Origin of the sequence: Thalassovita sp., assembly GCF_963691685.1 — a bacterium.
In the GTDB taxonomy this organism is placed as follows: domain Bacteria; phylum Pseudomonadota; class Alphaproteobacteria; order Rhodobacterales; family Rhodobacteraceae; genus Thalassobius.
In genome coordinates, this window is sequence record NZ_OY829290.1 from 1,530,976 (window position 1) to 1,552,992 (window position 22,017).

A 22,017-nucleotide genomic window follows, 5' to 3' on the forward strand; every position below is an offset into this window, starting at 1 on the left:
TAACTGGATGTTAAGCTCTTAAACATTAAACTTGGAACAGGGAACAATGGGCAACTACGCAAACCTCCCGGCACCGACCCCCGAAGGCGGGCTGAACCGTTACATGCAGGAAATCCGGAAATTTCCAATGCTGGAGCCGGAAGAGGAATACATGCTGGCAAAACGCTGGGTAGAGGAGCAGGATAGCGCCTCGGCCCACAAGATGGTGACCTCTCACCTGCGTCTGGCGGCAAAGATTGCAATGGGCTATCGCGGCTACGGCCTGCCTCAGGGTGAGGTGATTTCCGAAGCCAACGTTGGCCTGATGCAGGCTGTGAAACGGTTTGACCCGGAAAAAGGCTTCCGTCTGGCGACCTATGCTATGTGGTGGATCCGCGCCTCGATCCAGGAATACATCCTGCGCTCGTGGTCGCTGGTGAAACTCGGCACCACCTCGGCACAGAAGAAACTGTTCTTTAACCTGCGCAAGGCCAAGGCCCGCATCGGCGCTCTGGAAGAAGGCGACCTGCGTCCTGAGAACGTCAAACAGATCGCCAACGATCTGGGCGTGACCGAGGATGAGGTGATCTCGATGAACCGCCGGATGTCCGGTGGCGATGCCTCGCTGAACGCGCAGGTGGGTGCCGAAAGCGAAGGCACCATGGAGTGGCAGGACTGGCTGGAAGACGAAGACGCTGACCAGGCCGGTGATTACGCTGAGCGTGATGAGTTGGAAGCACGCCGTGAGTTGCTGTCACAAGCGATGGATGTGCTGAATGAGCGTGAGCGCGATATTCTGGTGCAGCGTCGCCTGTCGGATGAGACCGTGACGCTGGAAGATCTGTCGGGTCAATATGACGTCAGCCGGGAACGGATCCGCCAGATTGAAGTGCGCGCTTTTGAGAAATTGCAGAAGCGGATGCGCGATCTGGCCGCAGAGCGCGGTATGCTGGCGCTGGCGTAACTCTGCCACGACGTGTATGAAACTAAACTTTGAGTAGTGCCCCTTGCCCTTATCCGGGTAAGGGGCCTATTTTTTGATTACAAAGTCTAGGATTTGCCATGCGCTTCCGAAGGGGGCAGAGGCATGCTTTGGGTTAGCTATCCTTCTGTATCATTGAATGAATACAGGGGGTTTTATATTTTGCATCCAGAATTAAATAGACGAAGACGTGCGAGTGGCCGTGGTCAGGACGGATCGGGTGGAAGAGGTATCACTTCCCGAAATCAACCTTGGATTGCATCACTTTTGGCGTCGTGATCGAGGATCCTTTTCATGAGCCGCTGTCTCATCCATTTGCCCCCTTCCCAAGCTGGCTTGGCCCATCCACAGGCCGCCGGATTTTATGGCGATCTCTGCCGTGCGTTACAGCGGTCTGGTTGGCAGGTCTCTTTCCGGGTCGATCGGATCTCAGATGTTAAATCTGACTATGCGGGGGATCTGTTCCATATCGTGCATGAGGGCCAGATCGATCTGCCGAAGGTACTGAATACGGCACCGGGCCCGCTGCGTGATTTCTGGTACATGGATCCGCTGGGCACAGGTGCGGCCAGTTCAATTGCGGCTGCATCTTTTGACCCCAGCACAGTGCCCGCCCATCGCGCGCCCGCTTTCTTTGAACGCCAGCAGCGCCGTTTGGTGACACAACGCCAGTCCAAACGCCCGCAGCCTGATCTGTCGCAGGACTTCGGTCAGGGGCATGTCGCGGTCTTCCTGGGTCCGGAACAGGCATCCGAAACAGGCAACATCAGCGATCTGCAGATGGTTCAGGCCCTGGTGCAGCTTCTGCCGGGCGACCGCCTTGTCGTCAAAGCCCATCCGGAAAACCAGTCCGGGGAAGTTTGGCATGAGCTGCGCGATCTGGCACAGACCGCGCCTTCGCTGCATCTGGTGGAGGCCAATGTGCATGACGTGCTGAATGGTGCATCGCTCTGTTGCAGTCTCGGCTCCAGCGTGAGTTTTGAGGCAATGCTGCATGATGTGCCATCGCTGGTCTTCTCACCCGTTGCGTTCCATCACAATGTGCTGATGGTCACGGATCTTGCCGATTTGCCAGCTTTGGCCGCTGAGGCGCGCCAAAAGGACTGGCCCAACTCTGAATATCTCTTCTGGTTCCTGCGTCAGAACTGTCTGGATCTGACCGGCAAGGGGTGGAAAGACAAAGCCGTGGAACGTGTGGAACACGCCATGCAGCAGCTGCACCAGCGCGCCGCCTGATCGTCAACTTGCCTCCGGGTGCTGCGGCTCGTAAAGTCGCGGCACTATCCACGGGAGCGCTAACATGACTGATCAACCTGTCCGCTGGGGCATTCTGGGCGCGGCCCGTTTTGCCCGCCAACATATGGCCCCGGCCATTCATGCTGCCGAAGGGGCGGAACTCGCGGCGCTTGCGACCTCCAGCGCGGAAAAATTCGCTGAATTTGCTGCTTTTGCGCCGGGGATCACCCATCACACCAGCTATGACGACCTGCTGGGCGATCCCAACATCGATGCGGTTTACATCCCGCTGCCAAATCACCTGCATGTGGACTGGGCCATCAAGGCGCTGGAGGCTGGTAAACACGTCCTATGTGAAAAGCCCGTGGGCATGGACGTGGCCCAGATTGACCGGCTGATCGCGGTGCGGGATCAGACGGGTCTGCTGGCGGCTGAGGCCTATATGATCGTGCATCACCCGCAGTGGCAGCGGGCGAAAGAACTGGTCGCAGATGGCACAGTGGGTGAGCTGTGCCATGTCAACGCGGCTTTCACCTTCCGCAATCTGGATCAGGGCAACATCCGCAATCAGGCGGAAAAGGGCGGCGGTGGCCTGCGTGATATTGGCGTCTACACCCTCGGCTCCGCCCGCTGGGCCACCGGACAGGAACCGGAACGCCTGAGCCATGCGCGGGTTCAGATGGAACATGGCGTCGATGTCTTTGCCGATGTTGGGTTTGATTTCCCCGGCTTCACCTATCAGGGTTTCACCTCCATCCGCATGGCGAACCGGCAAGAGGTGCATTTCCACGGCACGGAGGCTTTGCTGACCCTGACCTGCCCGTTCAACGCCAATGTCTTTGATCAGGCGGAGCTGCATATCAAACGCCCGGACGGCAGCACCACGGTGGAACGTTTTGCCGGCGTGAACCAATATGTGCTGCAGGTGCAGAACTTTGGCCGCACCATCCGGCAGGGGGCGCCGTACCCTTGGACGCTGGAACAGGCCCGCGGCACCCAGGCGATGCTGGATCAAATTTTGGCTACCGTCTGAATGAAGAAGGGGCGCCTCTGATCTGGCGCCCCCTTTCAATGTTCCCCAAATACTCCCGCGGAGGCGTGTTGCCTAACCGCTTGCGCTCACTTCAGACTGGCGCGCAGAACCCGCAGCATGTTGTCCCCCATCACCTTGCGGATCTGCGGTTCACTCAGACCTGCCAGCATCAATGCGTGGGTCAGGGCGGCCAGCTCAGAGGTGTCAAAAGCGGTCTCAACCGACCCGTCGAAATCTGACCCCAGTGACACGTGATCCTCCCCCAGTGTTTCCACAGCGGCCTTGATCATCTTGGCAATGCCGGCTGGCGTGATGTCATCACAGGCGGCGCCGGTCCAATACCCCATGCCGATGACGCCCCCCTTGTCGGCGATCGCTTTCATCAGGCTGTCCTGGTAGTTGCGTTTGACCGGGCAATAGCCATGCAGGCCCGAGTGGCTGACCACAATCGGCTGGTCGACCAGCGCCAGCACGTCGCGGGCCACGGCAGGGCTGGAGTGGGCCACATCAATCACCATGCCGCGTTTGGCGGCCTCACTCACAACGGCGGTGCCAAACTCGTTGAGGCCTGCGTTGCTGATCCCATGCAGCGATCCGCCCAACTCATTGTCAAAGAAGTGGTGCAGCCCGATCAGCCGGTAGCCCGCATCCTCCAGCGCATCCATATTGGCAATGTCACCTTCCAGCGCATGCGCACCTTCGATGCCAAGGATGCCTGCGGTCACCTGCGATCCGTTCTGGCGGGCGGCAATCACCTCTTCCAGATCCGCGAGGGAGCGGACGATTTTCAGGTGATCCGGTGCCTTGGCTTCAAAGCCGGCCAGCTTGTCAGCCTGATAGATCGCCCGCTGCAGCAGGCTGTCCCAGGTCCGCATCGGCCACAGCTGACCCACAGCAAGAAGGGTGATGTTGTCAAACGCCTCGGCCGAGTTCTGTTCGTAGTTCTGGCCTGAGGGCGATTTTGTCACCGCGGTAAAGACCTGCATGCCCACATTGCCTTCGCGCAGGCGGGGCAGGTCGACCTGGCCATAGGTGCCGCGTTCTGTCAGGTCGCGTTTCCACAGCAGCGGATCGGCATGCCAATCGCCCACCAGCAGGCTGGCATGCAGTTCGGCTGCCGCGTCTGAGACCGGGTATGGATCATGGGCGATGACACCGTTCCTTTGTTTGGCCACATAGGCCTGTGCAAAGGTGACGAAGCCGGCAAAAGCAATCACCGCCAAGACGAGGGCTGTGATGAACAGCCTTTTAATCCATTTAAACATTGATCCCTCCCGTTTGCGGGTCAGGGTAGGCACAGGCCTGCGTGACACCAAGGGTTACCTTGCGTAGGCTTCACGTTATGATAGCGCCGAACCAACAGCGCCGGGGCGGCGTTGATCTGAGACAGAGATGTAAGACAGAGAGATTGAGGGAAGATCATGGCGGATCCTAACGAATTTGATGAGGTCATGCCGGACCGTGAACCACGGCCCGAGCCGCGATCGCTGGTGGTGGTGGAAAGCCCGGGCGCACGAATCCTGTATTCCGTTGTGATCTGGGTGATGATGGGCTTTGCCTCAACCGTGATTGGGGTTCTGGCGCTGCTGCAGGCGGGGATCCTGTTGACCAATGGCAAACGGCGCAATGAACGGATTGCAGGTTTTGGCACCGATATCGGCATCTGGTTCGCCAAGGCGACCCGCTACATCACGGCGGATAGCGAAGACAAACCCTGGCCCTGGACCGAATTGGACTGAGCTGGACTGAGCAGGGCAGGGCTGGCCTGATCCGCCTCATCGGGCCGATTTGTAATCAGGCTAACCCGCGACCACATAGTTCTCAGTGTTACGGAGGTGAATATGGCTGGTGGCTGAGCGCGTGATGGCGCAGTGGAAGAGCAGATCGAAGCCTCGATCAAGGATGAACTGGCCCGCATGAAAGCGGTTCGGGCGGAGCCTCAGGGTGACAGCCTGACCCATTGTGCCGAGTGTGAAGAGGAAATCCCCGAAGCCCGCCGTCTGGCGCGCCCCGGGGTGAAACTGTGCATCGACTGTCAGGAGGAACGTGATGGCGCCTTCAAGCAGCGCGGCGGCATCAACCGCCGCGGCTCCAAAGACAGCCAGCTGAAGTAACGCCACCGTTTCGCTGCGGCTTGACCCTTGGGCGGAGGCCCGCTAGCGTCGCGGTAGTGATTGAGAACAAGACCAGTCAATGAGGGAGGGTCGGATGCATATCAAACGTTATCACGATCGAACCCGCGGACCGGTTGATGCCCTGCAGATCCGTTTGCAGGGCTGATCAGAGACAGCATTCCGCCGGATCACTTGCAAACCTAGCCGGCGCCATGTCTTTCGATTTGCCCTAATCGGCAGCCGATGTGCTGTCACCCTGTGCATGAAAGACTTCACAAATGTCCCTGATTTCCCTGAACAAAACCGCTGTCATTTTCGCGGATCCTCTGTTTCGCGACCTCTCACTCACGCTGAACAAAGGTGACCGCCTGGGTGTGATCGCCGCCAACGGGCGCGGTAAATCCACCTTGCTGTCGCTGCTGTCAGGCACGCTGGACCCCACCGAGGGGGAGCGCACCACCGCCCGTGGCCTGCGCCCAGCCCTGGTGCCGCAGCATGTGCCTGACGATCTGTTGCCCCTCAGCCTTTATGACGTGGTGCTGGGGGCGCTGGACACTGATCTGGCCGAACACGAAAGCTGGCGGGTGGATGTGGTTTTGGCAGATCTGCAGGTGCCTTATGGGTTGTGGCACCAGCCGATGACCACGCTGTCCGGCGGCTGGCAACGGGTGGCGCTGTTGGCGCGGGCCTGGATCGCAGAGCCCGATGTCTTGCTGATGGATGAGCCGACCAACCATCTGGATCTGCAGCGGATCGGCATCCTACAGGACTGGCTGGCCACAGTGGCCCGGCAGGTGGCCTGTGTGATCGTCAGCCATGACCGCGCCTTTCTGGAAGCGACCTGCAATCGCAGCCTGTTCCTGCGCCCAGAAGGGTCCCCACAGTATGCGCTGTCCTATGGCGCCGCGCGCGCTGCGCTGGTGGAACATGACGCGGCCCAGGCGCGCCAGTTTGAAAATGACATGGCCAAAGCGGGCCAGTTGCGGCGCCAGGCGGCGAAGCTGAAAAACACTGGGATCAACTCGGGCTCGGACCTGTTGCTGACCAAGACCAAACAGCTGACCGCCCGGGCGGACAGGCTGGAAGAGGCAGCGCGCCCCGCCCAGCAAGACCGTAGCGCCGGGCGGATCCGCCTCGACAGTTCCAGCACCCATAACAAGGCCTTGGTCACGCTGGATCCCACTGAGGTTTTGCGGCCCGATGGGGCGCTTTTGTTCAAGGTCCCGCAGCTCTGGATCAACCGGGGTGACCGGGTGGTTTTGCTGGGCGGCAACGGAGCTGGGAAAACGACGCTGGTCAGACGGGTGATCACCGCATTGACCGGGCAGGATGCGCAGATCCGGGTGGTGCCTTCGGCGGTGCCGGGCGTCTCCACCCAGGATCTCAGCCAGCTTGCCCCCTTCAAAACCCCGATGGAGGCGGTGCTGAGCAGTTCCGACATTGGTGATCGGTCTGCCCGGATGGTGCTGGCCGGGGCCGGCATGGCGCATCAGATGCAGGACCGCGCCTTGTCAACCTTGTCAGGCGGACAGCGGGCGCGGCTGGCGATGTTGCTGTTGCGTCTGAAACAGCCGAACTTCTACGTTCTGGATGAGCCGACCAACCATCTGGACATTGAAGGGCAGGAAGCCTTGGAGGTCGAACTGCAGGCCGAGGGCACCACCGCCCTGATCGTCAGCCACGACCGCGCCTTTGTGCGCAACATCGGCACCCGGTTCTGGCAGATCACGCCGCGCGGCACCACTGCCCATCTGCAGGAGGTGGCAGACCCCGAAGCCTTCTTTGCCAGCCAGATGCAGCTGGAGGCTTAGCGGTCCAATACAGCGGGCCAGTTTGCGTTGGCTTTGGCGATGTTGCCCGGCACATCCTCAAGCCAGCGCTTCTGCACCCCTTTGGAGAAGTTCAGATACAGCTTGCCGTCCACAATACGCCAGGCCTCGGGCACAGTGGGGGCGGTGGCGCCATTTGCGACAGCATAGGCGCAATAGCCACCAAACTGCGGTGCATAGGCCGCGGGATCGGCGGCGAAGGCGGCGCGGTTGGCCTCCGATGCAAACCGCCAGGTGGCGCCCATCCAGTCATGGGTGATGTCCTTGCGGCCCATCACAGGCTTGTTGTCGGTGAAATAGGCCACCACATCCGATCCATCCACGGCTATGCCGTCTTCGGTGTAGATCTTCGGCGTCGCGGCGCTGGCAAGGCTCGGCAGGCTGAGCGCGGCGGCTGCGGCGGGCAGGGTTAGCAGGATGTGGCGACGGGTCAGTTGGCTGGGCATCTTAAGTCTCCTCCGGTTCGGTTGATCCCAATGTGGAGGAGGTTTCAGCCCCGCGCTACAGCCCTCACGGTGCTGTGACAGGACGTTAGCCGCTAGGCGGCAATGTTACAGATGACCCAGCCCAGTGGCACCGCGCCACGGCCAGTCAGTCTCCCCCCTGCCTTTCAATGATCCAAAAATACTCACTGCGCGACGGTAGCGGCAGGCGCCGCCGTCAAATAAAACAGGCCGCCGAGGTATCCCAAAAAGGTGTCCCTAGGCGGCCTGTCATTAAGGTGTGGATCGGGGGGATCAGTCCTCCATCGCTTCCAGCTCATCAATCATGCCGGAAATCATGCTGAGGCCCTTGTCCCAGAAGGTCGGGTCGCTGGCGTCCAGGCCGAAGGGGGCCAGCAGTTCCTTGTGGTGCTTGGATCCGCCTGCTTTTAGCAGGTCAAAATACTTGTCCTGGAAGCCCTCGGGGTTTTCTTCATAGACCGCGTAAAGCGCGTTCACCAACCCGTCGCCGAAGGCATAGGCGTAGACGTAGAAGGGCGAATGCACGAAGTGCGGGATATAGGCCCAGAAGGTTTCATAGCCTTCCATGAAGTCAAAGGAGTCACCCAGGCTTTCGGCCTGCACCGACATCCACAGATCGTTGATGTCATCCGGGGTCAGTTCCCCCTCACGACGCGCGGCGTGCAGTTTGCATTCAAAGTCGTAGAACGCGATCTGACGCACCACGGTGTTGATCATATCCTCAACCTTACCGGCCAGCAGGATCTTGCGCTCTTCTTTTGTTTCGGCCTTTTCCAGCATCTTGCGGAAGGTCAGCATTTCCCCAAAGACTGAGGCGGTTTCGGCCAGGGTCAGCGGGGTGGAGGAGAGCATTTCACCCTGTTCGGCTGCCAGCACCTGATGCACGCCATGACCCAGCTCATGCGCCAGTGTCATCACATCGCGCGGTTTGCCAAGGTAGTTCAGCATCACATAGGGGTGCACCTCGGTCACGGTGGGGTGGGCGAAGGCGCCGGGGGCTTTGCCGGGTTTCACACCGGCATCAATCCAGCCCTTGGTGAAGAAGGGATCGGCGATCTCACCCATACGCGGATCAAAGGTGTTGTAAGCCTCCATGACGGTGTTGGTGGCGGCTTCCCAGTCAACAACCTTGGTGCTTTCCATCGGCAGCGGGGCGTTGCGGTCCCAGACCTGCATCCGGTCCAGACCCAGCCATTTGCGCTTCAGCTCATAATAGCGGTGGCTCAGTTTGGGGTAGGCTTTGACCACGGCGTCGCGCAGGGCTTCAACCACCTCAGGCTCCACATCGTTGGACAGGTGGCGGGCGGTCTGCGCGGTGGGCATGGTGCGCCAGCGGTCCACCACCTCTTTTTCCTTGGCCAGCGTGTTGTGGACGCGCGCAAAGGTTTTGATGTTGGCGCCAAAGACGGTGGCCAGTTCCCGTGCCGCCGCTTCGCGTTTGCTGCGGTCCTGTTCGGTCAGGAAGTTCAGGGTGCCTTCGATATTGTACGGCTCACCGTCCACCTCAAAGCCGAGACCGGCAATGGTTTCGTCAAACAGCTTTTCCCAGGCATCCGCGGTGACTGAAAGGTCGTGCAGGAATTTCTCCAGCTCATCGGACAGCTGGTAAGGTTTCATCGCGCGGGTGCGGTCGAACACCGGTTTGTAGCGCGCCAGATCGGCGTTTTCGGCCTGCATGGCGGCCAGTTTGTCATCGTCGATCCGGTTCAGTTCCAGCGAATAGAAGACCAGCGGCGTGGTTAAATTGGTGATCGCTTCTTGGCAGTCCGACATGAACTTGGCGCGATCCGCATCCACCGTCATCTGGTAATAGCGCAGCCCCGCATAGGACATGACGCGGCCGGCCTTGGTCGAGATCTTTTCGTTACGCTGCACACATTCCAGCAGGCCAGCTGCATCCAGATCGGCCAGCTTGCCTTCATAATCGGCGGCGAAGGCGGCGCATTCCTGTTCCAGCCAGTCCAGATCGGCCTGCAGTTCAGGGGCATCGGGGCTGGTGTAGAGATCGGTCAGATCCCACTCGGGCAGGTCCCCCAGATCCTTGGCGCCGGTGTCGGCGGTCACATCGCGAAGCGGGAAGGGCAGTTGAAACATGGGGCACCTCTTTTGGTCTGTTAAGGACAGACATATGCCGCAGGTCGACATGCCTCAAGGGGCGTGGTGCCCTCCATGGTGGAAAATGCGCGGTGCGGTGCTGTTGTTCGGCTTTATTCGGCGGCTTCCGCTGTGCTGTCGGCCACCGCGGCCAGATAATGCGCTGCGATATCTGCGGCGAATTGGGTTCGCCGCTCTTCGTCTTCCATAAGCACTTCGTGTTCACTGTTGGTGACGATCTTCAGCGCACCGTTTGGCCAGGCGGCCATACGGTCCTTGATCCGCTGCGGATCAACGATGCGTTCATTGTCGCCCAGATAGGTCAGGCAGGGCTGACTGGGGGAGGGCATCTGCGACAGGGTGCGCATTTCTGACAGCGCTTCATAAAGCCAGTTGATGCTGGGACCGCCAAGCGACAGGTCGGGCTGGGCGTTGAGTTGCGCCGCCATCAGATCCCACATTGTGCGATCCCGGGTCAGCGTGTTGTCGGCAAAGTCGCCCTCCAGCACATAGGGCGTCAGGCTGGTGTTGGGGGCCAGTTTGCCGGAAAACCCAGTAAGGCGGCTCAGCCAGCCAATGGACCAGGCCACCGGGCGCAGCGGGGCAGAAATCAGTATGCCCCACATCGGGCCGGAGAAGGACGCGGCCTTAACCGGCAGGCCTTCGTGCAGGGCGCGCAGGCCAATGCAGCCGCCCATGGAATGCCCGTGCAGGAAATAGGGTTCTGGCAGGTCCAGATTCCGCGCGGCCTTTAGCGCGGCCTGAACGTCGTGCTGGAAATCCATGAATTTGTCGACATGGCCGATCAGCCGGTTGTCCAACAGCCTGTCCGCAATGCCCTGTCCGCGCCAGTCGATGGCCAGTGTGGCAAGGCCTGCTTTGGCGAAATCGCCCGCAGTTGGGGCGTATTTCTCAATATACTCGGTGCGTCCCGGAAACAGCAGAACCGTGCCTTTGGCGGGCTCTGCTGCCTCAGGACGCCAGGCCGCGACCCGGATGCGCACCCCATCTTCTGCCGTGACCCACCAGGCATCCGCCTTGGGGAAGTCTTGGATGATCTCGGCAAAGAAGGGGGCTTTTTTCATTTGGGTCGCTTTCCGTTGGCGTTTAGCTGCGGTTAGGCAAATGCGGTGGCCAGTGCCATGGCCTGACCCATGTCACCGTCGATGGTCAGTTTGCCGCTCATGAAGGCGGAGGTCGGGTTCATTTCACCGGTCAGCATCGCCTCAAAGGTTTCGGCATCTGCGGTCAGGGTAACGTCGGTGTCTTCGTCGCTGGCACGGGCGCCGTCGCCGTCAACAACGATCGATGCTTCGCCTTCGATGACAAACTTGGCCGAACCGGAGAAGTCAGCGCCTGCCATTTTTTCGTTCAGGGCCTCAACGGCTGCTGCAACTTTATCGGTCATGGAAGTGTTCCTCTGCTTTGGGATCCGGCAATCTGTTCCGGATGTTGTGATCCATTCTTTGTCCACCGGGGCTGTTCAAATCCCGGCTTCGGTCTAAACTTGTCTCACTATGAGCGTAGTTCTAATCAGCCCCAAGCCTATCGTCGCGGCAATCATGACGTTAGTGCTGTTTACGTCACCCGTCAAAGGCGAGGATACAGCTGTTGCAGATCTGCTGGAGCGGCTGCAACAGGCCGACCCGGTGGAGGCCACCAAGCTGAGCCGGGAGCTGCAATTGGAGTGGTCTAAATCCGGCTCTGCCTCGATGAACCTATTGTTAAAAAGGGGGAAAGAGGCGCTTGAACGTGGTGAGTTCGACACAGCAGCCGACCACCTGACCGCACTGACCGACCATGCGCCGCAGTTTGCCGAAGGCTGGGCGCTCAGGGCGCAGCTGTGGCATCACATGGATCGCCCCGGCCTGGCGCTTTCAGACCTGCAGCAGGTCCTGGTGCTCAACCCGAATCAGTACGAGTCACTGTTTGGTTTGGCCGTGACCCTTGAGCAACTTGAAGAGCACGAACTGGCGCTGGAGGCCTATCGGCTTGTGCTGACCATTCACCCGCATTACGAGGAAGCAACGGAAGCCGTTGAACGCCTCGCACCTCAGGTGCAAGGGCAAAGCCTGTAAAGACGTCAGGGACAGATCATGCCCCAGAATTCCCGGATAACGGCGGTCCTTGGGCCGACCAACACCGGCAAAACCCACTACGCCATCGAACGGATGCTGGCCTATCGCACAGGTGTGATTGGGTTGCCGCTGCGTCTTTTGGCGCGTGAGGTCTATGACAAGATCGTCGCGGCGCGCGGGCCTTCGGTTGTGGCGCTGGTCACCGGCGAAGAGCGGATTGTGCCAGACCGGGCGCAATATTGGGTCTGCACGGTTGAGGCGATGCCAGAGGGCATGGGCTGTGATTTCCTGGCCGTTGACGAAATTCAGCTCTGCGCTGATCCTGAACGGGGTCATGTTTTCACCGACCGTTTGCTGCGCTCACGGGGGCTGCAGGAAACCATCTTCCTTGGCTCTGATTCTATGCGGCCGGCGATTGCTGCGCTGGTTCCGGGTGTGCAGTTCATGCGCCGCGAACGGATGAGCCAACTGGAATACACCGGCTCGCGCAAAATCTCGCGCATGAAACCCCGCGCAGCCGTGGTTGGGTTTTCGGTTGATGATGTTTACGCCTTTGCTGAATTGATCCGCCGTCAGAAAGGCGGCGCTGCGGTGGTGATGGGGGCGCTTAGCCCGCGCACCCGCAATGCGCAGGTGGAACTCTACCAGAATGGGGACGTGGACTATCTGGTGGCAACCGATGCCATCGGGATGGGGTTGAACTTGGACATCAACCATGTCGCCTTTTCCTCAACCGTGAAATTTGACGGCCGTCGGATGCGCATGCTGATGCCCAATGAACTGGCCCAGATCGCAGGCCGGGCAGGGCGCGGCATGTCGGACGGCACCTTTGGTGTGACCGGTGAGGCCGAGCCGCTGGACGAAGGTGTGGCGCAGGCGATCATGGATCACCGGTTTGCCCCGGTGCGCAAGCTGCATTGGCGCAACGCGCGGCTGCAGTTTGGCACACCGGATGCGCTGATCCGTTCGCTTGAGGCGGCGCCGGATCATGAAATGCTGATCCGTTCGCGCGATGCCGATGACCTCTTGGCGCTGAAAGCGCTGTCGCAGGTGGCCGAGATTGCCGCCCGTGCCATTGACGGGCCGTCGGTGAAACTGCTGTGGGATGTCTGCCGCGTGCCGGACTTCCGGGGCATCAGCCACGCCGAACATGCGCAGCTTCTGGAAACTGTTTTTGGCTATCTGCATGAAAAGGGCAAGGTGCCAAATGACTGGTTGGCCCGGCAGGTGCAACGGATCGACAGGACAGATGGCGACATTGACACATTGTCGAAACGTCTCTCATTTATCCGCACGTGGACCTATGTCGCACAAAGATCCGGCTGGGTAGATGACGAAAGTCATTGGCGCGGCGAGACTCGCGCTGTAGAAGACCGATTGTCGGATGCGCTGCACGAGCGTCTGACCCAAAGATTTGTGGACCGGCGCACATCCGTGCTTTTGCGCCGGCTCAAGCAGAAGGAGGCCCTTTTGGCCGAAGTAAATGATAAGGGTGAAGTGACCGTCGAAGGCGAATTCGTCGGTCGTTTGGAAGGGTTCCGTTTCCGTCAGGATAAAGACGCAAGCGGTCAGGAGGCCAAGACGCTGCGTCAGGCCAGCCTGCAGGCACTGGCGCCGCATTTTTCGCTGCGCGCCGATCGCTTCTACAATGCACCCGATACCGAAATTGATTTCACTGAGCAGGGTGGCCTGATGTGGGGCACCGAGGCGGTGGGCAAGCTGGTGGCGGGCGCTGATCCGCTGAAGCCGACAGTCACCGCTTTTGTTGACGACGAAGCTGGTGCCGATGTGGCGCAGAAGGTTGAACGTCGCCTGCAGCATTTCATTGATCGCAAAATTGCCGCCCTGTTTGAGCCGCTTCTGGCGCTGGGCCGGGACGAAGAGCTGAACGGGCTGGCCCGTGGCTTTGCCTTCCAGATGGTCGAAAACCTTGGCGTCATTCCGCGCGCGCAGGTGGCCGATGAGGTGAAGGCACTGGATCAGGACACCCGTGGCGCGCTGCGCAAACACGGCGTGCGTTTTGGTCAGTTCACGATCTTCATGCCGCTGATGCTGAAACCGGCGCCGACCCGTCTGCGTCTGGTGCTCTGGGCGCTGGCCAAAGGGCTCGACATCTTCCCCGAAGCACCGCCGCCCGGTCTGGTCACTGTACCGACCGACAAAGGCGCTGCTGAAGGTTATGACGCGATGGCGGGCTACCGCGCTGCTGGCGAACGTTCGATCCGCATCGACATGCTGGAACGTCTGGCCGATATGCTGCGCGTTGAAGACAGCCGTGGCGGCTTTGAGGCCAAAGCGGACATGCTGTCGATCACCGGTATGACGCTGGAGCAGTTTGCAGACCTGATGCAGGGCCTGGGCTACACCGCCGAACGCGGTGAGCGTGTGAAGGTGAAAGCCGCGCCTGTCGCAGTGGCCGCCGATGCACCTGCTGACGCTGCAGCCGAGGGCGAAGCCCCCGCCGCAGAAGCTGCTGAAGCGCCTACCGAAGACGCTGTGGCTGAAACCCCTGCAGAAGAGGCCCCCGCTGAGGACGCTGTCGCAGAAGCTGCAACTGAAGAAACCAAGTCTGATGAGGCCGCTGAGCCTGAGATGGAGGTATTCTTTACCTTCGCTTGGGGCGGACGTCGCAATCAGGGTGGCAACCGTGGCCGTGGCCGTGGGGACCGCAATGAACGCGGCGGCGAGCGTGGTGAGCGCAAAGGCGGCGGTAAGCCGCGCGGCAAAGGTGGCAAACCCCGTGGCGACGGCAAAGGCCGTGGTGGCCCGAAAGGCGCCAAATCCTATGAGGCCCGTCCGCCGAAGAAGGAAAAGGCGATCGATCCCGATAACCCCTTCGCAGCAGCGCTGATGGGGCTGAAAAAGGGCTGATCGCTCTGGCCCATTATGGGCCCAAAGACTGGGGTTGTCCCGCAGAGGTGTCTTTTGACCGAAACCGCTTCGCAACACGGGCCGAAGCAACGGCTTGATAAGTGGCTCTGGCACGCGCGTTTTTACAAGACGCGCGGGCTGGCCTCGAAGATGGTTTCGGCAGGGCATGTGCGGGTCAACTCTGACAAGGCTGCAAAGCCTGCACATTCGGTAAAGCCCGGGGATGTTTTGACCTTTCCCCAAGGGAACCAGATTCGCGTTGTGCGGATTGAAGCCATCGGCGAACGCCGTGGCCCGGCCCCAGAGGCCCAAACACTGTACACGGATTTGACGGAACCGCAGGAGAAGGTTCCACGCGGACCCCGTTTTGAGGGCAAAGGACGCCCCACAAAACGCGACCGGCGAATGATAGACCTTGATCGCCAGCGAGGCTTGAATGATCCGGCACAGTGAATTAGCTAAGTCGCCAAGCCAAAAGCCAGAGAGACTGCCATGACCTACGTCGTCACCGACAATTGCATCGCCTGCAAATACACCGACTGTGTCGAAGTGTGTCCGGTTGACTGTTTCTATGAGGGTGAGAACACTCTGGTCATCCACCCTGATGAATGCATCGACTGTGGCGTCTGTGAACCTGAATGCCCGGCTGATGCCATCCGCCCCGACACTGAGCCGGAGATGGAACAGTGGGTCGAGTTTAACCGCAAATATGCGGAAATCTGGCCGGTCATCCTTGAGAAAAAGGATCCGATGCCGGGGTATGAGGAAAAGGATGGCGAGCCCAACAAGCTGGAGAAGTATTTCTCCGAAGCACCAGGTGAGGGCAGCTGATCTGTAGGGAATCAGTGATTCGCCCGATTCGGGCGGAAAACTGGTCCAAAAGGTAAAAGATAGGAGAATCGGCAGGGATTCTGCCCTAGATTCCCCTTTCGTCTCTTTTGGGGTGCTTTCGAGACGCCCCAAAATGTGCTATATGACAAGGACATGACGAAGACTGCCTGACGTTTATCCGCGCCTTTTGCAAACCAGCGGATGAAATCTTTGTGACAATCACCGACTGACGAGCGTATTTACGTACCTCGCCCGGTCTTTTTGTCGCCGGGTGTTGGGCGGTCCTTGCGGAGAAGGATTGCATGAGCAAAGCGAAGAAGTCTGAATTCAGCCCGAACGATTACGTGGTTTACCCGGCGCATGGCGTTGGTCAGATCGTCTCGATCGAGGAACAAGAGATTGCCGGCATCAAGCTGGAGCTCTTTGTGATCTCCTTTGAGAAAGACAAGATGACCCTGCGCGTGCCGACCAACAAGGCCACCGAAATTGGGATGCGTTCGCTGTCGAGCCCGGATGTGGTGTCGCAGGCGATGAAAACCCTGAAGGGCAAAGCCAAGGTCAAACGGGCGATGTGGTCGCGCCGTGCCCAGGAATATGAACAGAAGATCAATTCGGGTGATTTGATTGCGATTGCCGAAGTGGTGCGTGACCTGCACCGCACCGACGATCAGCGCGAGCAGAGCTATTCCGAGCGTCAGCTTTATGAAGCTGCGCTGGAGCGTCTGACCCGCGAAGTTGCCGCCGTATCGGGCAGCGACGAAGTGGCCGCCGCCAAGAAGGTGGACGAAGTTCTGGTGTCGCGCGCAGCCTAAACCTGCGATGTCATCAGTGACGGATTACAGAAAACCGCGCCCTAACCGGCGCGGTTTTTTGATGCAGGTTAGGGATTAGCCGAAAAGCGAGATCAGCAGCACAACCTCGACCAGTTGCTGCGTTGCCCCCAGCACATCGCCGGTTTGCCCGCCAATCTTGGCTCGCGCGATGGCGATCACGGCCGCGATGGTTAGTGCGGCCAGGATGGCCACCGAAAAGGCTGACCAACCCAGCATCAGCACAGCGATCACAAAGCCGATGCCGGCGGCGCTGGCGGCCACGGTTGCGTCTGGGCGACCTTGTGCATGGCTCAGACCGGTGGCGCGGGCGTGGGGCAGCGCCGCCATCACAACGGGCATGGCAGCGCGGCTGACCACAGGAACCGCGATCAGCGCGGCGTAGGCGCCTTGATCCAGCAACAGGCTCAGCGCCCACCAGCGGGCTGCCAGGGACAGCACCAGCGCGATCACCCCGTAGCTGCCGATCTGACTGTCCTTCATGATCTCCAGCCGCCGGTCCTTCTCCCAGCCGCCCCAAAACCCGTCGGCACAATCGGCCAGACCGTCTTCGTGCATGGCGCCGGTCAGCACAACGGAGGTGGCGAGAATCACCAAGGCAACGGCGCCAGATTCGAGGCCCAGCCACAGCAAAAATCCCGATAAGGTTGCTAGAATGAAACTTATCACAACACCTACGAGTGGATAGGCCCATGCGGCACGTGCACCTCTGGTAAAACTATCCCTCTTCAAAGGTATAGGTAGCCTTGTCAGCAGGGCGAGAGACACCGCAATATCACGGTATTCATATCGGCGTTTGTCGTTTTCATACATTTGAAGTCTCATTCTGCTGCTTGCCCACGGTTAACATTCGGGTAAACACTCAGGCAAGGATGGGAGAGGGGCTTGGGGAAGTCATGAGTCAAAGTTTTCAATCACTTGACGAGTTTCGTCAAATTCTGTCAACCGCCGCGTCTGCGGACCTCTCGGCGCAGGTTGCCGCCAGTGCGCGCAACGGGCAGTTGACCAAACCACCGGGCGCTTTGGGCCGTCTGGAGGATTTGGCCATTTGGTTTGCCAGCTGGCAGGGCAATGCCAAACCCAAGCTGCGTTTTCCGCAGGTTCTGATCTTTGCAGGCAACCACGGCGTGATGGCGCAGGGGGTCTCTGCCTTCCCGGCGGAAGTGACCGAACAGATGGTTTTGAACTTCCAGCATGGCGGGGCGGCGATCAATCAGCTGTCGCGCACATTTGGCGCTCAGATGGCCGTGCATGCGCTGTCGCTGGAGACGCCAACTGCCGATTTCACCCAAGCGCCTGCGATGAGTGAGTCTGAGCTGCTTGAGGCGCTGCAGACCGGATGGGACGCTGTGAACCCGAACGCGGATCTGCTGATCACCGGAGAAATGGGCATCGGCAACTCCACCTCCGCCGCAGCGATCTGTAACGCGCTTTATGGCGGTGAGGCTGCTGATTGGACCGGGCGTGGCACCGGGGTTGATGATGCCGGGCTTGAAAACAAAACCCGCGTCGTCGCAGAAGCCGTGGCGCTGCATGGCGGTCAGGGCGATGGGCTGGAAATGTTGCGCCGTCTTGGCGGGCGTGAGCTGGCCGCGATGGCGGGCGCAATGGCGCGGGCGCGGGTGGAGCGTATTCCGATGCTGCTGGATGGTTTCATCTGCTGCGCTGCTGCCGCAACCTTGAAAGCGGTGAACGCCAAAGCAATGGATCACGCTGTTGCAGGTCATGTCAGCGCCGAAGCGGCCCATGGCAAACTGTTGGAGCAACTGGGCAAGGAGCCATTGCTGGCGCTTGGTCTGCGCCTGGGCGAAGGGTCCGGTGCGGCACTAGCGATTGGCGTGCTGCAGGGCGCGATTGCCTGCCATTCAGGCATGGCCACCTTTGCTGAGGCTGGGGTGTCTGACGGCTAACGGCCTGGCCGGGCAAAAGACCACACATAACACGCATCAAAAAGGGGGCCGCTTGGCCCCCTTTGTTCATTATGCTTCGTCGCTGTCTTTGTCTTCGCGCCGGGTTTCCAGCTGGGTCGACAGGGCCGTTTCCAATTCCTTCTCCAACTCACGGGCCCGGGCCACATAGGCCTTGTTCTGGGCCGAGGGCGTGTTGGGATCCCAGACCTGCGCCAATTCGCGGATCGCCATCCGGTCGTGCTGGAAAAAGACCCGTTCGGCTTCGGCGGCCTCATATTCGCTGAGGCCGATGTTCTCCAACACGTAACGTCCGGCCCGCAGGCTGCTGTCGAAGGTTTCGCGCACGATGTCATTGGCCCCAGCCTGGTAGAGTTCAAAAACATGAGTGCGGTCGCGGGCGCGGGCGATGATGTGCAGATCCGGGCGTTCACGTCGGGCGAAGCCAACCAGCCGTGTGGCGGCCGCGCGATCATCCAAGGTGACGGCCAGAACGCTGGCCTCCTTCAGGCCGGCGGCATGCAGCAGCTCAGGCCGGGAGGGATCGCCAAAGAAGCCTTTGAAGCCAAATTGGCGCATCAGCTGGATGGTGCCCATGTCATTGTCCAGAACCACGGTTTTGAAGCCGCTGGATTGCACCAGACGGTTCACGATCTGACCAAAACGGCCAATGCCTGCAATGATGACAGGGCCATGTTCGTCGATCTCATCTTCTTCGAAGGTGTCGCTGTCCTTCATGGTTTTGGACAGGAGGTCATAGATGATGAACAGCAGCGGGGTTGCCAGCATCGACAGAGCCACCACCAGCGACAGCGTATCGGTCAATGGGCCGGGCAGCACGTTCTGTTGGCGGGAAAACGACAGCAGGACAAAGCCAAACTCACCGGCCTGCGCCAGTGACAGGGTGAACAGCCACCGTGCCCGGCCTTTGATGTTGAAGATATGGCTCAGCAGGTAAAGGATCGCGCCTTTGATCAGCAGAACGGTCAGCGTCAGGCCAATCAGATCCATCGGTGCGCTGAAGAAGGTATTGAAATCGATACCCGCCCCAACGGTGATGAAGAACAGCCCAAGCAGCAGCCCTTTGAAGGGTTCGATGTCGCTTTCCAGCTCATGACGGAATTCCGAGTTGGCCAGCACCACACCCGCCAGGAACGTGCCAAGCGCCGGCGACAGGCCCACAGCGGTCATGATGGCGGCGATCCCCAGAACGATCAGCAGGGCCAAGGCTGTGTACATTTCCCGCAGACGGGCATGGTGGATGAAGGCAAACAGTGGCCGGGTCAGGAAGATCCCCGCCAGAATGACCGCCGCGACGGCACCAAGCGTTACCAGCGTCACCCCCCAGCCCGGTAGCCCTTCCACCAGTGACATGCCGCCCGGTGCGCCTGCATGGCCATCACTGCCGCCCCCGGGTGTTGGCCCCGAGGGTGACATTGCCAGTAGCGGTAGCAGCGCCAGCATCGGGATCACCGCGATATCCTGTGTCAGCAAAACCGAGAAGGTGGAGCGCCCGCCGTTTGTCTGCATCAGCCCCTTCTCGGATAGGGTTTGCAGCACAATCGCGGTGGAGGAGAGCGCGAAGATCATCCCAACCGCCAGCGCGGGTTTCCATTCCAGCCCCAATGCCATCGACAGCGCAGTCATCGCGGCCATGGTCAGGGTGATTTGCAAGCCGCCCAGCCCGATCAGCCGGTGCCGCATCGCCCAGAGCGCCCTTGGGTCCAGTTCCAACCCGATCAGGAACAGCATCATCACCACGCCAAATTCAGCGAAGTGTTGCAGATCCTGCGTTTCAGAGCCGACCAGCCCCAGAACGGGGCCAATCACGATCCCGGCGCTGAGGTAGCCCAGAACAGATCCCAGCCCCAAACGCGCGGCCAGCGGCACGGCGATCACGGCGGCAATCAGATAGATAGAAGCGGAAAAGAGAAACTCTTGCATGGTCTCCGGCGATTTTTTGCGCCTTTGCAGGCAGTTGGGGTCAGGTAGCTGTGTGGCCCACTATGTCAGGTTGGCAGCGGCGCGTCTTGCTTGAACTGATCCATCACAATCTGGCTTTGCACCCGGCTAACAGCTTCGTGGCGCAGCAGCACCTCATGGATCAGGCTGTTGAGGGCAGAAAGGTCTTCGCAATAGACCCGCAGCAGGTAGTCGGCATCGCCGGTGAGGGTCCAGGCGCTGGTGATTTCGGGGCGCAGGTTCACCAGCCGGGCAAAGCTTTGGCTTTGATCCGGTCCATGGGTGCCAAGCTGCACCTGCACAAAGGCCTGCACACTCAGACCCAGCCGCGCCGGATCCAACCGGGCCGTGTAGTTGCGGATATAGCCTTCGGCCTCCAGGCGTTGGCGTCGCCGCCCGGCCTGAGAGGCCGAAAGGTTCAGCATGTCTGACAGTTCCTGAGTCGTTAGATGGCTGTTTTGTTGCAGCGCGGCCAGCAGCCGTTTGTCGGTGTCGTCCAGCATGATGCCTCTCGTGCGTCAAATTGACGTTTTCCACCTAGATAGTGCGTAGATCCCGCATGGCAACCGCTTTCGCCAGCGTAAAATGCGCAAAATTCCCACATCTTTTGCGGCATACTTAACATAGCAAGTAACCAACACTCAGGAGGCACCCATGGGTCCGTTCCCGCACATGGCCCCCAAGGCCGTAATCAGCCCCGAAAACCCCGCCGGTACCGACGGTTTCGAATTCGTAGAATTCGCCCACCCCAATGCGGAAGAACTGCGTGAGCTGTTCGCCAAGATGGGCTACGTCAAGGTCGCCAAACACAAGACCAAGAACATCGAACTGTGGCAGCAGGGGGATGTGACCTATATCCTGAATGATGAACCGGGTAGCTTCGCCAGCCGCTTTGTCGAAGAGCACGGCCCCTGCGCCCCGTCGATGGGCTGGCGCGTTGTGGATGCGCAGCATGCCTATGACCACGCCGTCAAAATGGGTGCAGAACCCTATGACGCGGATGACAAAACCCTGGCCTGGCCCGCGATCAAAGGCATCGGCGGTTCGCTGATCTATTTCACCGACGAAAGCCACGACCAGTCGCCCTATAACGCTGATTTCGACTGGCTGGGCACCTCCAAGCCGGAAGGTGTGGGCTTCTACTACCTCGATCACCTGACCCACAACGTGTTCAAAGGCAACATGGACAAGTGGTTCAAGTTCTACGGCGATCTGTTCAACTTCCGTGAAATCCGCTTCTTTGACATTGAAGGCAAATACACCGGCCTGCTCAGCCGCGCGCTGACCTCACCCTGTGGCCGGATCCGTATTCCGATCAACGAAGACCGCGGCGAAACCGGCCAGATCGTGGCCTATCTGAAGAAGTACAAAGGCGAAGGCATCCAGCACATCGCTGTTGGTTCCGAAGACATCTACGCCTCGACCGACGCAATCTCGGAAAATGGCATCAAGTTCATGCCGGCACCGCCGAACGCCTATTATGACCTCAGCCACGAACGTGTGGTCGGCCATACCGAGCCGATAGAGCGCATGAAGAAACACGGCATCCTGATCGATGGCGAAGGTGTTGTGGATGGTGGTGAGACCAAGATCCTGCTGCAGATCTTCTCCAAAACCGTGATTGGTCCGATCTTCTTCGAATTCATCCAGCGTAAAGGCGATGATGGCTTCGGCGAGGGCAACTTCAAAGCGCTGTTTGAATCGATTGAGCGTGAGCAGATCGAAAACGGTGAAATCCAAGCGGCTGAGTAAGCCCTTACCGGTGAAGACCGCATAAGACGGTCAGACGGGGAGGGCGCGCGGCAGG

Annotated in this window: 20 protein-coding genes and 1 pseudogene; 13 read left to right on the top strand and 8 right to left on the bottom strand. The window is 59.8% G+C overall.

The genetic code is table 11. The features are described 5' to 3' along the window. Nucleotides 1-46 precede the first annotated feature (46 nt). The 3 genes from rpoH (at nt 47) to ACORLH_RS07445 (ending at nt 3,230) form a co-directional block, all read left to right on the top strand. Complete coding sequence (rpoH, locus tag ACORLH_RS07435; protein ID WP_321832022.1) at nt 47-943, top strand: RNA polymerase sigma factor RpoH; 897 nt, start codon at nt 47-49, stop codon at nt 941-943. 312 nt (nt 944-1,255) lie between these two features. After that, nucleotides 1,256-2,197, top strand: a complete 942-nt coding sequence (locus ACORLH_RS07440) for a hypothetical protein (protein ID WP_321832023.1) — start codon at nt 1,256-1,258, stop codon at nt 2,195-2,197. 64 nt (nt 2,198-2,261) lie between these two features. Next, the gene (locus ACORLH_RS07445; RefSeq protein WP_321832024.1) at nt 2,262-3,230 is read left to right on the top strand and encodes a Gfo/Idh/MocA family oxidoreductase; all 969 of its coding nucleotides are present in this window, start codon (nt 2,262-2,264) and stop codon (nt 3,228-3,230) included. 86 nt (nt 3,231-3,316) lie between these two features. Here ACORLH_RS07445 and ACORLH_RS07450 read toward each other — a convergent pair whose 3' ends face one another. Next, nucleotides 3,317-4,495 carry a dipeptidase gene (locus ACORLH_RS07450; protein ID WP_321832026.1) on the bottom strand — a complete coding sequence of 393 codons (1,179 nt, stop codon included), beginning with the start codon at nt 4,493-4,495 and terminating at the stop codon, nt 3,317-3,319. A 156-nt stretch (nt 4,496-4,651) separates the two neighbouring features. Between ACORLH_RS07450 and ACORLH_RS07455 the strand changes: the two genes are divergently transcribed. The 3 genes and pseudogenes from ACORLH_RS07455 (at nt 4,652) to ACORLH_RS07465 (ending at nt 7,155) form a co-directional block, all read left to right on the top strand. Then, entirely contained in the window at nt 4,652-4,969 is a 318-nt protein-coding gene (locus ACORLH_RS07455) for a DUF4389 domain-containing protein (protein WP_058244237.1), read from the top strand. A gap of 102 nt (nt 4,970-5,071) precedes the next feature. Continuing rightward, nucleotides 5,072-5,344 (top strand): annotated as a pseudogene (locus tag ACORLH_RS07460) (DksA/TraR family C4-type zinc finger protein). A gap of 278 nt (nt 5,345-5,622) precedes the next feature. After that, complete coding sequence (locus ACORLH_RS07465) at nt 5,623-7,155, top strand: ATP-binding cassette domain-containing protein (RefSeq protein WP_321832028.1); 1,533 nt, start codon at nt 5,623-5,625, stop codon at nt 7,153-7,155. Here the strand turns inward: ACORLH_RS07465 and ACORLH_RS07470 are convergent. The 4 genes from ACORLH_RS07470 to ACORLH_RS07485 form a co-directional block, all read right to left on the bottom strand. Continuing rightward, nucleotides 7,152-7,619, bottom strand: coding sequence for a YHS domain-containing (seleno)protein (locus tag ACORLH_RS07470; RefSeq protein ID WP_321832029.1), 468 nt, complete (start codon nt 7,617-7,619; stop codon nt 7,152-7,154). The two genes, ACORLH_RS07465 and ACORLH_RS07470, sit on opposite strands and share 4 nt — an antisense overlap. A 291-nt stretch (nt 7,620-7,910) precedes the next feature. Then, on the bottom strand, nt 7,911-9,731 hold the full coding sequence (locus ACORLH_RS07475; protein ID WP_321832030.1) for a M3 family oligoendopeptidase: 1,821 nt from the start codon (nt 9,729-9,731) through the stop codon (nt 7,911-7,913). A 113-nt stretch (nt 9,732-9,844) separates the two neighbouring features. Further along, on the bottom strand, nt 9,845-10,816 hold the full coding sequence (locus ACORLH_RS07480) for an alpha/beta hydrolase (protein ID WP_321832031.1): 972 nt from the start codon (nt 10,814-10,816) through the stop codon (nt 9,845-9,847). 32 nt (nt 10,817-10,848) lie between these two features. Continuing rightward, nucleotides 10,849-11,139, bottom strand: coding sequence for an SCP2 sterol-binding domain-containing protein (locus ACORLH_RS07485; RefSeq protein WP_321832032.1), 291 nt, complete (start codon nt 11,137-11,139; stop codon nt 10,849-10,851). A 109-nt stretch (nt 11,140-11,248) separates the two neighbouring features. Between ACORLH_RS07485 and ACORLH_RS07490 the strand changes: the two genes are divergently transcribed. The 5 genes from ACORLH_RS07490 (at nt 11,249) to ACORLH_RS07510 (ending at nt 16,323) form a co-directional block, all read left to right on the top strand. Continuing rightward, a complete protein-coding gene (locus tag ACORLH_RS07490) occupies nt 11,249-11,809 on the top strand; it encodes a tetratricopeptide repeat protein (RefSeq protein ID WP_321832034.1) in 561 nt (186 codons plus the stop codon). Between the two features lie 18 nt (nt 11,810-11,827). Further along, the gene (locus ACORLH_RS07495; protein ID WP_321832035.1) at nt 11,828-14,680 is read left to right on the top strand and encodes a helicase-related protein; all 2,853 of its coding nucleotides are present in this window, start codon (nt 11,828-11,830) and stop codon (nt 14,678-14,680) included. Between the two features lie 54 nt (nt 14,681-14,734). Further along, nucleotides 14,735-15,133, top strand: a complete 399-nt coding sequence (locus tag ACORLH_RS07500; protein ID WP_058244228.1) for an RNA-binding S4 domain-containing protein — start codon at nt 14,735-14,737, stop codon at nt 15,131-15,133. Between the two features lie 39 nt (nt 15,134-15,172). Next, a complete protein-coding gene (gene fdxA, locus ACORLH_RS07505) occupies nt 15,173-15,511 on the top strand; it encodes a ferredoxin FdxA (protein ID WP_321832038.1) in 339 nt (112 codons plus the stop codon). Between the two features lie 302 nt (nt 15,512-15,813). Then, nucleotides 15,814-16,323, top strand: coding sequence for a CarD family transcriptional regulator (locus ACORLH_RS07510; protein WP_058244226.1), 510 nt, complete (start codon nt 15,814-15,816; stop codon nt 16,321-16,323). Nucleotides 16,324-16,398: 75 nt separating this feature from the next. On the opposite strand, the gene cobS is transcribed toward ACORLH_RS07510, so the two are convergent. Continuing rightward, nucleotides 16,399-17,166, bottom strand: coding sequence for an adenosylcobinamide-GDP ribazoletransferase (cobS, locus tag ACORLH_RS07515; RefSeq protein ID WP_321832039.1), 768 nt, complete (start codon nt 17,164-17,166; stop codon nt 16,399-16,401). A gap of 71 nt (nt 17,167-17,237) precedes the next feature. Here cobS and cobT point away from each other — a divergent pair, with 71 nt between their 5' ends. Continuing rightward, the gene (gene cobT / locus ACORLH_RS07520; protein WP_321832040.1) at nt 17,238-18,251 is read left to right on the top strand and encodes a nicotinate-nucleotide--dimethylbenzimidazole phosphoribosyltransferase; all 1,014 of its coding nucleotides are present in this window, start codon (nt 17,238-17,240) and stop codon (nt 18,249-18,251) included. Between the two features lie 69 nt (nt 18,252-18,320). Here cobT and ACORLH_RS07525 read toward each other — a convergent pair whose 3' ends face one another. Both ACORLH_RS07525 and ACORLH_RS07530 read right to left on the bottom strand, forming a co-directional pair. Further along, nucleotides 18,321-20,192, bottom strand: a complete 1,872-nt coding sequence (locus ACORLH_RS07525) for a monovalent cation:proton antiporter-2 (CPA2) family protein (protein WP_321832041.1) — start codon at nt 20,190-20,192, stop codon at nt 18,321-18,323. A 65-nt stretch (nt 20,193-20,257) separates the two neighbouring features. Then, complete coding sequence (locus ACORLH_RS07530) at nt 20,258-20,713, bottom strand: Lrp/AsnC family transcriptional regulator (protein ID WP_058244222.1); 456 nt, start codon at nt 20,711-20,713, stop codon at nt 20,258-20,260. A 151-nt stretch (nt 20,714-20,864) separates the two neighbouring features. On the opposite strand from ACORLH_RS07530, the gene hppD reads away from it, so the two are divergent. Next, nucleotides 20,865-21,962: a 4-hydroxyphenylpyruvate dioxygenase gene (gene hppD, locus ACORLH_RS07535; RefSeq protein ID WP_321832042.1), complete on the top strand. Its 1,098-nt coding sequence runs from the start codon at nt 20,865-20,867 to the stop codon at nt 21,960-21,962. Nucleotides 21,963-22,017 lie beyond the last annotated feature (55 nt).

Excerpts from the sequence above, each read along its gene's own strand:
- rpoH (WP_321832022.1), top strand. The coding sequence starts at position 47 with ATGGGCAACTACGCAAACCTCCCGGCACCGACCCCCGAAGGCGGGCTG.
- ACORLH_RS07530 (WP_058244222.1), bottom strand. The coding sequence starts at position 20,713 with ATGCTGGACGACACCGACAAACGGCTGCTGGCCGCGCTGCAACAAAAC.
- ACORLH_RS07485 (WP_321832032.1), bottom strand. The coding sequence starts at position 11,139 with ATGACCGATAAAGTTGCAGCAGCCGTTGAGGCCCTGAACGAAAAAATG.
- ACORLH_RS07470 (WP_321832029.1), bottom strand. The coding sequence starts at position 7,619 with ATGCCCAGCCAACTGACCCGTCGCCACATCCTGCTAACCCTGCCCGCC.
- ACORLH_RS07440 (WP_321832023.1), top strand. The coding sequence starts at position 1,256 with ATGAGCCGCTGTCTCATCCATTTGCCCCCTTCCCAAGCTGGCTTGGCC.
- ACORLH_RS07465 (WP_321832028.1), top strand. The coding sequence starts at position 5,623 with ATGTCCCTGATTTCCCTGAACAAAACCGCTGTCATTTTCGCGGATCCT.
- cobT (WP_321832040.1), top strand. The coding sequence starts at position 17,238 with ATGAGTCAAAGTTTTCAATCACTTGACGAGTTTCGTCAAATTCTGTCA.
- ACORLH_RS07450 (WP_321832026.1), bottom strand. The coding sequence starts at position 4,495 with ATGTTTAAATGGATTAAAAGGCTGTTCATCACAGCCCTCGTCTTGGCG.
- ACORLH_RS07495 (WP_321832035.1), top strand. The coding sequence starts at position 11,828 with ATGCCCCAGAATTCCCGGATAACGGCGGTCCTTGGGCCGACCAACACC.
- ACORLH_RS07510 (WP_058244226.1), top strand. The coding sequence starts at position 15,814 with ATGAGCAAAGCGAAGAAGTCTGAATTCAGCCCGAACGATTACGTGGTT.
- ACORLH_RS07445 (WP_321832024.1), top strand. The coding sequence starts at position 2,262 with ATGACTGATCAACCTGTCCGCTGGGGCATTCTGGGCGCGGCCCGTTTT.
- cobS (WP_321832039.1), bottom strand. The coding sequence starts at position 17,166 with ATGAGACTTCAAATGTATGAAAACGACAAACGCCGATATGAATACCGT.
- ACORLH_RS07475 (WP_321832030.1), bottom strand. The coding sequence starts at position 9,731 with ATGTTTCAACTGCCCTTCCCGCTTCGCGATGTGACCGCCGACACCGGC.
- ACORLH_RS07455 (WP_058244237.1), top strand. The coding sequence starts at position 4,652 with ATGGCGGATCCTAACGAATTTGATGAGGTCATGCCGGACCGTGAACCA.
- ACORLH_RS07480 (WP_321832031.1), bottom strand. The coding sequence starts at position 10,816 with ATGAAAAAAGCCCCCTTCTTTGCCGAGATCATCCAAGACTTCCCCAAG.
- ACORLH_RS07490 (WP_321832034.1), top strand. The coding sequence starts at position 11,249 with ATGAGCGTAGTTCTAATCAGCCCCAAGCCTATCGTCGCGGCAATCATG.
- fdxA (WP_321832038.1), top strand. The coding sequence starts at position 15,173 with ATGACCTACGTCGTCACCGACAATTGCATCGCCTGCAAATACACCGAC.
- ACORLH_RS07525 (WP_321832041.1), bottom strand. The coding sequence starts at position 20,192 with ATGCAAGAGTTTCTCTTTTCCGCTTCTATCTATCTGATTGCCGCCGTG.
- hppD (WP_321832042.1), top strand. The coding sequence starts at position 20,865 with ATGGGTCCGTTCCCGCACATGGCCCCCAAGGCCGTAATCAGCCCCGAA.